Raw genomic sequence first — 12,413 nt, forward strand, 5'->3', positions numbered from 1 at the left:
AGGCATGCGATCCGAGGGCGCAAGTTACAGGTGGCGGCAATCCTATCCCGAGTGTGGCGGCCCGATGTCGGCGGTCTGGCGGCAAACTGTCGTAGTGTTTCGGGCATAATTCGCCCATCCTCCAGTTTCATTACTGACAACTGGAGCCAACAATGGATGATGATATGAAGTTAAGTGCAAAAACCGTCAAGCGCCTGCGCGCCGAACGCGCCTGGTCTCAAGAGCAACTGGCGGAGATCGCCGACGTCAGCCTACGCACAATCCAGCGGGTCGAGTCCGACGGCAGCGCCTCGCGGGAAACCAGGATGGCCCTCGCCGCCGCCTTCGATATCGATATCCGCGATCTGGCCGAACCGGAGGCCGCCTTACCCGAACCGCCATCGCCGCCGCCTTCGTCTTCGCCTGTCGTCGCGGCGCCAAAGCAGTACCGGGTGGTCGGCCTGATCGCCCTGCTGGCGGCAATCCTGTCGGTGGGGGCGTCGTATTTTTCGTCGGAACAGTTGCCTTGGGCGCTCACCACGCTGGCGCCCATGACCGCCATCGCCAGCGGCTTGTATTCGGTCTTCGCCTGGTATTTCTCGGGAAGAACGCCACTGTCCACCCCGGCGCGCCGGACGGTGCAATTCGGCTTCATCACCTGCGCGCTGGTGCTGTTATTTTCCTGCTTCAGCGCCTCACCAAGGGCCACGGCCACAACCTACCTGCAAATGATGCTGTTCGCGTGCGCCATCCGCCACGCCTTCGACTGTTATTTTTCGCGCGGCCGCTAGAACTCACCGCTGGTTCGCCCGCAACACGCGGGCGTGCGCCCTATGCCCGATCGCGAGGTGCCGCGACGTCAGGATCACCACCAGCGAGCCGAGGACCGGGAACGCCGTAAGCAAACAGCTTCATGCCCTGGATCACGGACTCCGACTGCGCCACGCCGGGCACGTAGCCCAGCCGCTCCGAAGTCCAGCCCACCATCGCCAGCGATGCCGCGCCGCCTGCTTTAAATATGACCAGGATGTTGGCGAAGGTGGCCGTCTGGCGCCGCTCGCCCTGACGGAACTCCGCGAAATCGGTGATGATCCCCGGAGGGACGCTAGCATTTTGTAGTCATCTTTACAACATTCCCCTTCTTTTTTGCGCCTTCTCAAGGTATGCGCCTTGAAATACGGTTGGGTCGTCCCTATAATTGGCACTCGTTCCGAGAGAGTGCTAACAGCACCCTCGACAACTTTCCGTTGTGGCAATCTGCTCATTTAGGCAAGTTTGGCACGACAACAAACTGTACCAATGCTAATTAAGGAGTTTTGTATGAACCTTCGCCCTTTGAACGATCGCGTAATCGTCAAACGCCTCGACCAGGAAACCAAAACTGCGTCCGGCCTGATCATCCCTGATGCGGCCGCTGAAAAACCGGATCAAGGCGAAGTGCTCGCCGTCGGCAATGGCAAGATTCTCGAAGATGGCAAAGTCCGTCCGCTGGATGTCAAAGTAGGCGACCGCGTTCTGTTCGGCAAATACGCCGGCCAGACCGTCAAAGTTGACGGTCAAGAACTGATGGTCATGCGCGAAGAAGACATCATGGCAATCGTCGTCAAGTAATTGACCGCACGCTTGCAAACAGTACTCACCTAATTCTGGAGAAACAACATGGCAGCTAAAGAAGTAATCTTCGGCGACGCAGCGCGCGCCAAAATGGTCGAAGGCGTCAACATCCTGGCCAACGCCGTCAAAGTCACCCTGGGCCCGAAAGGCCGCAACGTCGTGCTGGAACGCTCGTTCGGCGCCCCTACCGTCACCAAGGACGGCGTGTCGGTCGCCAAAGAGATCGAACTGAAAGACAAGCTGCAGAACATGGGCGCGCAAATGGTCAAGGAAGTTGCTTCCCGCACCAGCGACAACGCCGGCGACGGCACCACCACCGCCACCGTGCTGGCCCAGGCCATCGTGCGCGAAGGCATGAAGTTCGTGGCCGCCGGCATGAACCCGATGGACCTGAAGCGCGGCATCGACAAGGCCGTCGCCGCCACCGTCGAGCAGATCGCCGTGATCGCCCGTCCATGCACCACCACCAAGGAAATCGCCCAAGTCGGTTCGATCTCGGCCAACTCGGACGCATCGATCGGCGAGCGCATCGCTGAAGCGATGGAAAAAGTCGGCAAGGAAGGCGTCATCACCGTGGAAGACGGCAAGTCGCTGAACGACGAGCTCGACATCGTTGAAGGTATGCAGTTCGACCGCGGCTACCTGTCACCATACTTCATCAACAACCCGGAAAAGCAAGTCGCGATCCTGGACAATCCATTCGTCCTGCTGTGCGACAAGAAGATCTCGAACATCCGCGATCTGCTGCCGGTACTGGAACAAGTCGCTAAAGCCGGCCGTCCACTGCTGATCATCGCCGAAGACATCGAAGGCGAAGCGCTGGCGACCCTGGTAGTGAACAACATCCGCGGCATCCTGAAAACCTGCGCCGTCAAAGCGCCAGGCTTCGGCGACCGTCGCAAGGCCATGCTGGAAGACATCGCGATCCTGACCGGCGGTCAAGTGGTGGCGGAAGAAGTCGGCCTGACGCTGGAAAAAATCACGCTGGAAGAGCTGGGCCAAGCCAAGCGTATCGAAGTCGGCAAGGAAAACACCATCGTCATCGACGGTGCCGGCCAGGCCGAAGGCATCGAAGGCCGCGTCAAGCAAATCCGCGTGCAGATCGAAGAAGCGACCTCGGACTACGACCGTGAAAAACTGCAAGAGCGCGTGGCCAAGCTGGCCGGCGGCGTTGCCGTGATCAAAGTCGGTGCCGCCACCGAAGTTGAAATGAAAGAAAAGAAAGCCCGCGTTGAAGATGCACTGCACGCTACCCGCGCTGCCGTGGAAGAAGGCATCGTGCCAGGCGGCGGCGTGGCCCTGCTGCGCGCCCGCGCTTCGATCACCGTCAAAGGCGACAACCCGGACCAGGACGCAGGCATCAAGATCGTTCTGCGCGCCATGGAAGAGCCACTGCGCATGATCGTGCAAAACGCCGGCGAAGAAGCTTCGGTGGTGGTTGCAGCGGTTCTGGCCGGCACCGGTAACTACGGTTACAACGCCGCCAACGGCACCTATGGCGACATGGTTGAAATGGGCGTGCTGGATCCAGCCAAGGTCACCCGCTCGGCACTGCAAAACGCAGCGTCGATCGCCGGCCTGATGCTGACCACCGATTGCATGGTCGCCGAAGTCACCGACGACAAGGCAGCTGGCGGCGGCATGGGCGGTATGGGTGGCATGGGCGGCATGGGTGGCATGGACGGCATGATGTAATTGCCGGCCGGCTCAGCCCAGGCTGAGCCAGCCTCGCTGCATGGAAAAGCCAGCTTCTTCGGAAGCTGGCTTTTTTTATGCCATGATTTTGTTTCGTCTATGATAGAGTTGGCAATTCCGCAACAACATGCCCAACACATGCAGACGATACGCGCCCGGATGACCTATTTGCGCAACGGCGAAGGATTCGCCGCCGTGGCCTTGCCCACCGTCCTGTCAATGGTATGGGAAACATCGGGCGCTCCGGTGGCATGGGGCATGCGAGGCGCGGCCATTGCGATGGTCGTCTACATCCTGTTGCAGGGCATGCTGTACTGGCAGCTGAAGCTACAGTCGACGGTGCGGCGTCAGCCCTTGCCCGCGTATTTCCAGCCGCTGTACAGCTTCTTTAAATATTCGAACATCGTGGCGATCTCGGGGGTGGTGATGTTTATCGCGTTGACCGGTAGCCGCTCCGCAGACCTGTGGTGGTCGTGCGGCCTGCTGGCATTCGCCGCGCTGGAGCACATCAACTATTATCACTACCAACTGATGTACGACACGCGCGCCGCTTTCGATTACGTGCGCCGCAACGGCCGCCTGCGCAGGGCGGCGCTGGGGTTGGACATGAACCGAAACAAGCCAGTGTGAGCATCGGCGTTACTGTTCACTATGGAGCCGTCGAATTAGCTCGGCGCCGCGCTCCCGGCTTAATCCCTCCACACGCTCGATCAGTTCATCGTTTGCGGTGCCAAGCTCACATATGTACCTATTGGCCATCTTCGTGTCCAGATCCTCGATTTCCTTGCCCTCCGCTTCTTCAATCTTGCTAAGTATTTTCTTGGCAAGCTCAACAGCTTCAGGCGTCGGCATGCTGCGAACATGGGAAAGAAGTAGTCTGTCTTCGACATCGCAGGTACGCCGACCTGCGACAGGGCGCTCATGCAATAACCAACGGCTTCCGTCGCGGCCATTCGTGGAACAGATTCAAGCAAGGTTCGCCAATTCATCATCATCTCCCGTTACAGTTCGATGGCATCGAATAGCTTTCTAGGCAAGTTTTCGATAAGAAATTCTTCTGACAGCACAGCCGCCCTCTCGCTAACAGGCACAGGCCGCAAGAGGCGACATACCGGCAGCCCAGGAATCACCAACAACAGCGGCTTAAACTCGTGCAGTTGCGCTCGCAAAACGACGTCCAGTATCTCCCTATGCGTTGCGGCGCTGATCAGACCTGCGCTAAGTTTGGCGTCCGCGCCACCCTGAATATTTCTCCGGGTGCTAAATACCTTGGTCGAATGCAGATCGCCGGCCTCCACCTCTTTTCTTAACGACTAATAAATCTCTCTCGGGTTAGACGTCGTTGGCACGCAATTGTTCTGGCTCATACGCGACGAAGCATCAAAATAAGGCGTGCACCAGACGTAATGATGCTTGCCGTTATAGCGCTCACAAATGAAGTAGGCGAGCATCGTGCAGCAGGAATAATAGATACGCTTGTGATTCATGACGCCGGCCTCCGTCGCAGCGTGAACATGGGCTTTGATGATAAGCCGGCCTTCCGCCGTCCTTTTGCCGGGCGCGGCCCACGTTTGACCGCCATCATGAAGGAGCCGAAGACTCAGGCGTCGCGGAACTCCGCTTCGATCGCTTCGCGGCGCGGCTCGTCGGCGATGTGCAGGATCAACGTCTCGGCCAGCTCCAGCGCCGGATGCGAGGCGCGGTGTTTGGCGAACCAGAAGACTTCGCTCAAGTCCTCGTCCTCGTGCGCGGTGGCCATCAACTGCTGGTCTTCCGGCACGTCCTCGTAGTCCGTCGCCTCAAGGCTGGCGTCGTCGATCGACTCGCGCCACGCCTCGCATTGGTCGCCCCACGCGAGCGCGTATTTGCAGCCGGACTCGACCAGCCAGCGGCTGACGTCCCAGCGCGTCATCTCGGGCACTTCGGCCTCGACCATGATGATGGCTTTGAAGGCGGTCAAGCCTTCCAGCACCGGCAGTTCGTTTTCCGGAGCGAGGTGTAAATATCTGATCGATGGTTTCTGCATGATGGCGCCGCCGTAATGTTCAAGCGACGCATTCTCACCCTAAATGGCCGATACCGCAACGGCCGAGGCAGGCAACGACTCCTGACAGAATCTGACGGAGGCGCTGGCTAGAATGAGCTTCCTTTTTTCAACCGGAGTTCAACATGAAACCAGCAACCGCCAGCGCCGTCATCCACTTAAACTTCCGCGGCCAGGCGCGCGAGGCGCTCGACTTCTATCAATCCGTGTTCGGCGGACAGGTCAATGCCATCACGTACAAGGACTTCAACCAGGTGAGCAACGAAGCAGAGGCGGACCAGCTGATGTGGGGCCAGGTGATGGCCGATAGCGGCTTCCGCGTGATGGCCTACGACGTGCCGTCGCACACGCCCTGGAACCCGGGCGAGAACGCCTTCCTGGTCGCCGTGGAAACGACAACGCAGGACGACGTCCGCGCCTATTGGGAAAAATTGTCCGCCGGAGCGACGGTCACCGCCCCGCTGCAGTCGGCGCAATGGACGCCGTTGTTCGGCATGCTGAAGGACCGCTACGGCATCAACTGGACCTTGAGCGTCGCGACCCAACCAGCCGCGACGTAAGTCCCGGGACGGTGCGGCTTAGAACGGGTCCAGCGCGATGGTGAACTTGCCGCTGGCGTCGATCGCGCCCATGGTGTAGCCCTGCCAGCCCGGATAGCCCTGCGGCTCCCAGTAGAACACGCCCAGGCCGTTCGAACCGAGCGCCTTGGTCTTGCTCAGCAGATCGGCGAGCATCGCCTTGGAGGTGGCCGCCTGGGTCCAGTCCATGCCGACCTCGGTCACCATCACCGGCTTGGCATAACGCGACACCATGTCCCACATATTGGTGGAGATCTTGTTGTTGTAGTTGGCCCAGTCCGAAGCCGGCGGATAGTGCGACATGCCGATCACGTCCCACTTGGCGCCGGCGCTTTTCACGCCGTCGAAGAACCAGCGGAACACGGCGTTGTCGTGGCCGTTGGCCAGGTGCAGGATCACCTTGGCGTTCGGATAGACGGCCTTGGTGGCGTTGTAGCCACTATTGATCAGGCCGGCCAGATTGCCAAAGCTGGTGGTCTTGCCTTCCGGCCACAGCATGCCGCTGTTGATCTCGTTGCCCACCTGGACCCATTCGACGTTGATGCCGTTGGTCTTCAGATAGCTGAGGATGCCCTGCGTGTGGCTGTAGACGTCGTTATTGAGCTGCGCCAGCGTATGGCTGGCCCAGGCGGCCGGCTTGGTCTGCTGTCCCGGATCGGCCCAGCTGTCGCTGTAGTGGAAGTCGATCATGATGCGCTGGCCTTGCGCGGCCGCGCGCTTGGCCTTGTAGAGCACGTCGGCGCCGTTGTTCCAGCCGCCGCTCGGGTTGACCCACACGCGCAGGCGGATCGAGTTGATTTGCAGGTTCTTCAGCAGCACGAAGGGGTCGGTCTTGACGCCGCTGCTGTTATGGAACGAGTAGCCGCTCGACTCCTGCTGGCTGACCCAGCCGACGTCGGCGCCGTTGGCGAACGTTTGTGCGCAACCGACGGACGCGGCAAGGCCCATCGCCACGCCGCAGATGGCGGCGAGCAAATTCTTGAATGTCATTGTGTCTCCAGTGTCTTATTGATTTTTATGGTTGTATTACGCTGTGCTGCCTGCCACCTGTGCGCACCTCCCCCTGCCGCGTCGCGCGGCACATTTTTGACTGCGGGATAGCGCGCCGGCCTCGGGCCGGCGCTGCGATTGCTGAACCGCCGATTAACCGAAGCGCGCGGCGGGAACGCCGGCCACTTCCACCCGCACCGAGAACAGCGAACCCGTCAGCGGGAACTTGGCGAGCTCCTCGGGCGTGTTGTCTTCGCTGGCGGTGGTGATGAACAAGGTTTTCAGGTCCGGGCCGCCGAACGTGCACGAGGCCGGGTTGCGCACCGGCACCGGGATGGTTTCCAGCAGTTCGCCTTGCGGCGAGTAGCGGCACACGCGCGAGCCGCCCCATTGCGCGACCCAGACGCAGTTTTCGCTGTCGACCGTCATGCCGTCCGGCGCGCCTTCCTTGTCGAATTCGAACTGGCGCCACACGCGCGGCTCGCCCACCGTGCCGTCGGCCGCCAGCGGATAGGCGTAGGTGCGGCCTTCGAAACTGTCGGTGTGGTACATCGTGGCGCCGTCGTTGCTGAACGCCGGGCCGTTGCAGATGTGATAGCCGTCGTCGGCCACGGTCAAGCTCAAGTCCTTGTCGAGGCGGAACAACATGCCGATCGCCTGCGCGTAATCGGTGTTGTGCATCGAACCGGCCCAGATGCGGCCGGCGCCGTCGACCTTGGCGTCGTTCATGCGCAGGCCGCTGCCTTCGGGGAACGGCCGCGCCAGGTATTCGATGCGCAGCTCGGGCTCGAGCCAGACGCGGGCGATGCCGTCGCGCAGGCCGGCCATGAAGCCGTCGCCGTCGCGGCGGGCGATCAGCCAGCAGATGTAGTCCGGCATGGTCCAGCTGTGACGCTCGCCGCTGGCGGTGTCCAGCGCATGCAACGTTTGATTTTTCAGGTCGACGAAATACAGGCGGTTTTGCTCCGCCACCCACAACGGGCCCTCGCCCAGTTGCGCGCCCACTTCCCACAGACATTGCACGTCATGCTTGCTCATTGGTTTTATCCCAGGATGAAAGGAATCAGGCGGCCAGGCCGCGCCAGGTGTTGACGAACGCGGCCGCGCGTTCGCCGAGCTGCTCGATCGTCACGCCGGGCGTGTAGAGCGCGCCGCCGATGCCGAAGCCGGTCGCGCCAGCCTTGACCCAGCCCGGCATCGTCTCGGGTGTGACGCCGCCCACCGGCCACATCGGGGTGCCGGCCGGCACCACGCTGAGCATGGCCTTCAGGCCGCCGTGGCCGATCATCTCGGCCGGGAACAGTTTCAGCGCGTGGGCGCCGGCGTCCAGCGCGGCGAACGCCTCGGTCGGCGTGGCCACGCCGGGGGCGCAATACATGCCCAGGTCGGCGGCGCGGCGGATCGCCGCCGGATTGCAATTGGGCGACACCAGCAGGCGCCCGCCCGCTTCGTACACGGCTTCGACGTGCCCGACGTTGAGCATGGTGCCGCCGCCGACCAGGGTGCCGGGCAAATTCAGTTTGACCATCGAGGCGATGCACTCGAGCGCGCCGGGACGGTTCAACGGCACCTCGAGCGCGCGGAAGCCGGCGTCGTACAGCGTTTGGGCGACCGCGACGGCCTCGGCCGGTTGCAGGCCGCGCAGGATGGCGACCAGCGGAGTGGTTGGATGGGAAATAGTCATGATCAGCCCTGCTTGATGAATTGGGAAATCGCCGTGCAGTACACGTGATGGGGATCGAGCACTTCGCATTTTAAGCCGAAGTGGGCGGCGGCGGCGGCGTAGCGGGCGGCCAGCGCCGGCGAGCCGATAACGGTGATGCCGGCGCCGTTGCCGTCGGCCGGCAGTTCGCGGGCAGAATGCGCAACATCGGCGAACTCGGCGCCGATCAGCAAACCGCTGACGACGGCGGCGGCCTGCTGCTGCGGCCAGGTGCGCGAGACCACGCCGGCGCGCACGCGGAACAAGGTGTTCGACAGCGGCTCGTTGCGCGCGGCCTGGTTCAGCCCGGTGGCGAAGCCTTCGGCGTCGGTGGTGTCGCCGGCCATCATCGACGACAGGGTGCCGCCGGCCGACAACATGGCGAACAATTCGCCGGTCATGTAGGTGGCGAAGGACTGGATCACGCCGTCGCGCAGCAGCACCCATTTGCTATGGGTGCCGGGCAACACCAGCCAGCCGTCGCGCTTGCCCAGCGCCACGGCGCCGAGCAGTTGCGTTTCCTCGCCGCGCATCACGTCGACGGCGGCGCCGTCGCGGTAGCAATAGCCGGGAACGATGTGGCAGCGGCCGGCCCAGGCCGGATCGATGACGGGCGCCAGGTGTTGCGGCAACTCGGTCAGCGGCACGGCGGCGTCCAGATAGTTGACCTCCTGCCAGCCGGAGGCGCTGCCGACCATGCCGGACATGATCACCGGCACGTCGCTATCGAGGTGCATGGCATCGAGCAAGCCGTCCAGCGAGGCGCTGAAACGCTCGCGGCCGCCGACCGCCAGCATGCCCTGGCCGTCTTCATGTTCCGCCAGGCAGTTGCCTTGCTGGTCGATCAGATAGGCGCGGCGGTTGCTGGTGCCCCAGTCGACGCCCAGAATTGTCTTTTCCACTAGTCGGTGTCCTTTTCTTATGGTGCGAAGATGGTACAAAAATGGCTATAGTGCCGCCAATGAATTATCTCGCGCAACTGATACCAAAATAATATAGACAATAATATAGACCTTGAGCATCCCGTGACGCCCGGCCGGTTTGCGCTACGACAAGCGGTGCCGGCGGCTAGCCTCCTATAGTTATTCAACACGGGAGGTTCCATGAGCGCGGCCGACGTCCACCAACATACCAAACAGCAAGACTTCGACACGCTGGCGCGCCAGCTCGGACTCAAGCCGCGCGACCCGTGGGTGGGCGGCAGGGTCGATTATGAATGGGATCAGCTGCGCATGGTATTGGACGTCATGCCGCTGCGCCTGCCGGACATGCAGATCCTCGAATTCGGCTGCAACATCGGCGCCTCGGCCATCCTGTTTTCCTACCTGGGCGCCAAGGTCAGCGCCACCGACGATTCGGCCGACTGGGTCGCGCTGGCGCGCCTGAACGCCGCGCGCTACGGCATCGACAATATCGACTTCGCCCACGTCGCCGACTCGCGCCGCCTGCCCTACGCCGACGGCCAGTTCAGCCTGATCGCCTGCAACAGCGTGCTCGAATACGTGGCGCCGGCCGAGCTGTCGGCCGTGCAGCGCGAGCTCGACCGCGTGCTCGCGCCGGGCGGGTTGATCTTGCTGACCGGGTCCAGCAACCGGATCTGGCCGCGCGAAGCGCACAGCGGACGCTGGCTGGTGAATTACCTGCCGCGCTGGATCGATCGCGTGCTCGGCAAGCCGCTGCCGCGCGGCGTCTGGCCGTGGGCGATGCGGCGCGGCTTCGGTCCCCACTACGACAATCTGGACACCGCCCACCCCGACAATTTCCTGCTGCGCTCGCGTTTGCGCGGCGGCGCCGACGTCCGCAGCCTGCAGCCGCTGTTGTGGCTGGCGCGCCGGCTGGGCATCGGCCCGGGCATGCTGACGCCCAATATCTGCTGTTTCCTGCAAAAACACGCGCTTTCATAGGCGAACTGGAGGGTTCAAGTTGCCCGATGGATGCCTTTGGTTTAGTATGGCCGTCAACAAAATAGTCCAGGCTATCCCTTATGGCATCTCGCTCTCCGTCCCCCCGCACCTTGGCCATCGCCGGCGCCGCCGCCGTCGCGCTGGCCATCGGCGTGGGTGTTTATTTGAACAACACGGCGCCGGTGGCGGCGCCGCCGGCGCCGGTCAAGCCGGCCGAGCCGGTCGTCGCCAGCAAGGCGCCGCCGGCCAAGGCGCCGCGCCCCGCGCCGCCGCGTCCGGCCGCCAGCGAACCGGCCGCGCAGGCCGAACCGAAGGCCACCCGCACCAAGGAACAAGCGTCGGCCGCGCTGATGGCGCTGCCGGAACTGCAACAGTGGTCGTCGATGCTGGAGAAAAGCTCCGGCGGCAAAGTGCGCGGCGCGCTGATCGAATACGATCCGACCCCGCGCAAGCTCAACGGCAAAAGCTACTGGCAGTTCAGCTTTGTCGAAAACAGCGCCGAATCGGCGCAGCGCTGGGAAAGCTTCCTGGTCTCGTCGAGCGACGACGAGATCCTGGTCGAAGACGCCACCAACGACGAGGTCATCAGCCTGGCGCGCTGGCGCCGGGAAAAGCATCCGGAAAAGCGCATCAACATCGACGGCTAAGCGGCCGACGCCGCCTTGCGCTCCCGCGGCGCCGGCGTCGCGCCCGCCGCGCTGGCCACCGTCCCCACCCACAGCACCGAGAACACGGTCAGCCCGGCCGCGATCCAGCCGTTCCACGCGTAGCCGACAATGTGGCCGGCCGCGTCCGTATGCAGGGTCAGTCCGCCCAGCAAGGCGCCGACGCCGCTGCCCAGCTGCTGGATCGCCGCGTTGGCGCTGAGGAAGGCGCCGCGCTTGGACGGCTCCGGCACGGTCGTCATCAACGCCTGCAACGGAATCGTGCGCCCGGACACCGCCGTCATGAAGAACGGGAAGAACAGGATCACCGCCACCAGCGGCATGACCGGCATGTGCGTCATGAACATCATCGGCAGCACCGACAGCAGCGCCAGATAGCGGTAGACCTTGTGCGCGCCGGCGCGGTCCGACCACTTGCCCACCAGGCGCGCGCTGACCAGCGTGGCCAGGCCGCCGGCCAGATACACATAGGTGATCTCCGCCGGTTTGACGCCCAGGTTGTTGACCAGCACCGGCGAGATGAACGGGATCACCAGCATGCCCGTCATCATGTTGACGAAGGACAGCGCGAACGCCCTCAAATGGTTGGGCACGCGGTACAGGGCGATCAAATTCGGCAGCACGGCCGACAGCGGCACCCGATGCGTCAGATGGCCCGTAATGGACGGCAGCGTGCGCGCGCCCAGCGCCCAGATCACCAACGAGAACAGCACCAGCAGATAGAACGGCGACGCCCAGCCGAAGTGCGCGGCCAGCATCACGCCGGCCGGCACGCCGACCACCGCCGCCAGGCTGAACGAGGTCATCACGATGCCGGTGGCCGCGCCGCGCCGGTGGGCCGGAATCAGGTCGCCGATGATGGCCATGACGATCGCGCCGAGCACGCCGCCGGTCACGCCGGCGAACGCCCGCGACAGCACCAGCACGTGGAAATTGGGGGCGATGGCGCACGCCAGGTTGGACAAGGTGAACAGCGCGAACATCCACAGCAGCAATTGCTTGCGGTCGAAGCGGTCGATATACATCGCCGCCAGCAGGCCGGACAGGCCGGCGCACCACGCATAGGCCGACACCGCGCCGGACACGGCGGCCGGCGTGATCGCGAACGCCTGCATCAACTGCGGCGCGAGGGGCATCATCACCATGAAATCCATGATGACGGTGAATTGGGTCAGCGCCAGCAGCCACAGGACCAGGCGCTCGCGCGCCGGGGCCAGGGTGGGCGAGGGAGGAACGGTCATG

Annotated in this window: 15 protein-coding genes; 7 read left to right on the forward strand and 8 right to left on the reverse strand. The window is 63.0% G+C overall.

What is annotated here, in order from left to right; translation table 11 throughout:
- Nucleotides 1–164 precede the first annotated feature (164 nt).
- Nucleotides 165–770, forward strand: coding sequence for a helix-turn-helix transcriptional regulator (locus tag BMX85_RS20355; RefSeq protein ID WP_090322961.1), 606 nt, complete (start codon nt 165–167; stop codon nt 768–770).
- Nucleotides 771–810: 40 nt separating this feature from the next.
- Here BMX85_RS20355 and BMX85_RS31585 read toward each other — a convergent pair whose 3' ends face one another.
- Entirely contained in the window at nt 811–1,071 is a 261-nt protein-coding gene (locus tag BMX85_RS31585) for an MFS transporter (RefSeq protein WP_143068046.1), read from the reverse strand.
- A gap of 228 nt (nt 1,072–1,299) precedes the next feature.
- On the opposite strand from BMX85_RS31585, the gene groES reads away from it, so the two are divergent.
- The 3 genes from groES (at nt 1,300) to BMX85_RS20370 (ending at nt 3,918) form a co-directional block, all read left to right on the forward strand.
- Nucleotides 1,300–1,590: a co-chaperone GroES gene (groES, locus tag BMX85_RS20360; RefSeq protein ID WP_008451606.1), complete on the forward strand. Its 291-nt coding sequence runs from the start codon at nt 1,300–1,302 to the stop codon at nt 1,588–1,590.
- 48 nt (nt 1,591–1,638) lie between these two features.
- Entirely contained in the window at nt 1,639–3,288 is a 1,650-nt protein-coding gene (gene groL / locus BMX85_RS20365) for a chaperonin GroEL (RefSeq protein ID WP_090322965.1), read from the forward strand.
- A 138-nt stretch (nt 3,289–3,426) separates the two neighbouring features.
- Entirely contained in the window at nt 3,427–3,918 is a 492-nt protein-coding gene (locus tag BMX85_RS20370; RefSeq protein WP_090322968.1) for a hypothetical protein, read from the forward strand.
- A 9-nt stretch (nt 3,919–3,927) separates the two neighbouring features.
- On the opposite strand, the gene BMX85_RS20375 is transcribed toward BMX85_RS20370, so the two are convergent.
- Both BMX85_RS20375 and BMX85_RS20385 read right to left on the reverse strand, forming a co-directional pair.
- Complete coding sequence (locus tag BMX85_RS20375; protein ID WP_090322970.1) at nt 3,928–4,140, reverse strand: hypothetical protein; 213 nt, start codon at nt 4,138–4,140, stop codon at nt 3,928–3,930.
- A gap of 748 nt (nt 4,141–4,888) precedes the next feature.
- The gene (locus BMX85_RS20385; RefSeq protein ID WP_090322976.1) at nt 4,889–5,314 is read right to left on the reverse strand and encodes a DUF7684 family protein; all 426 of its coding nucleotides are present in this window, start codon (nt 5,312–5,314) and stop codon (nt 4,889–4,891) included.
- 143 nt (nt 5,315–5,457) lie between these two features.
- Between BMX85_RS20385 and BMX85_RS20390 the strand changes: the two genes are divergently transcribed.
- Nucleotides 5,458–5,892 carry a VOC family protein gene (locus BMX85_RS20390; protein ID WP_090322979.1) on the forward strand — a complete coding sequence of 145 codons (435 nt, stop codon included), beginning with the start codon at nt 5,458–5,460 and terminating at the stop codon, nt 5,890–5,892.
- Nucleotides 5,893–5,910: 18 nt separating this feature from the next.
- Here BMX85_RS20390 and BMX85_RS20395 read toward each other — a convergent pair whose 3' ends face one another.
- The 4 genes from BMX85_RS20395 to BMX85_RS20410 all read right to left on the reverse strand — a co-directional run bounded on the left by BMX85_RS20395 (nt 5,911) and on the right by BMX85_RS20410 (nt 9,504).
- Nucleotides 5,911–6,900 (reverse strand): glycoside hydrolase family 53 protein, encoded by a 990-nt coding sequence (locus BMX85_RS20395; RefSeq protein WP_090322982.1) that lies wholly within the window; start codon nt 6,898–6,900, stop codon nt 5,911–5,913.
- Between the two features lie 153 nt (nt 6,901–7,053).
- Nucleotides 7,054–7,938 carry an SMP-30/gluconolactonase/LRE family protein gene (locus BMX85_RS20400; protein ID WP_090322985.1) on the reverse strand — a complete coding sequence of 295 codons (885 nt, stop codon included), beginning with the start codon at nt 7,936–7,938 and terminating at the stop codon, nt 7,054–7,056.
- Between the two features lie 25 nt (nt 7,939–7,963).
- Nucleotides 7,964–8,584 carry a 2-dehydro-3-deoxy-6-phosphogalactonate aldolase gene (locus BMX85_RS20405; protein ID WP_090322988.1) on the reverse strand — a complete coding sequence of 207 codons (621 nt, stop codon included), beginning with the start codon at nt 8,582–8,584 and terminating at the stop codon, nt 7,964–7,966.
- 2 nt (nt 8,585–8,586) lie between these two features.
- Entirely contained in the window at nt 8,587–9,504 is a 918-nt protein-coding gene (locus BMX85_RS20410; protein ID WP_090322991.1) for a 2-dehydro-3-deoxygalactonokinase, read from the reverse strand.
- Nucleotides 9,505–9,705: 201 nt separating this feature from the next.
- On the opposite strand from BMX85_RS20410, the gene BMX85_RS20415 reads away from it, so the two are divergent.
- Complete coding sequence (locus tag BMX85_RS20415) at nt 9,706–10,506, forward strand: class I SAM-dependent methyltransferase (protein ID WP_090322994.1); 801 nt, start codon at nt 9,706–9,708, stop codon at nt 10,504–10,506.
- An 80-nt stretch (nt 10,507–10,586) separates the two neighbouring features.
- Nucleotides 10,587–11,153: a hypothetical protein gene (locus tag BMX85_RS20420; RefSeq protein WP_229210584.1), complete on the forward strand. Its 567-nt coding sequence runs from the start codon at nt 10,587–10,589 to the stop codon at nt 11,151–11,153.
- On the opposite strand, the gene BMX85_RS20425 is transcribed toward BMX85_RS20420, so the two are convergent.
- Entirely contained in the window at nt 11,150–12,412 is a 1,263-nt protein-coding gene (locus tag BMX85_RS20425) for an MFS transporter (RefSeq protein WP_090322996.1), read from the reverse strand. The genes BMX85_RS20420 and BMX85_RS20425 overlap by 4 nt on opposite strands.
- Nucleotide 12,413: the final 1 nt, after the last annotated feature.

This window comes from Duganella sp. CF517 (genome assembly GCF_900110275.1).
GTDB lineage: Bacteria > Pseudomonadota > Gammaproteobacteria > Burkholderiales > Burkholderiaceae_D > Rugamonas.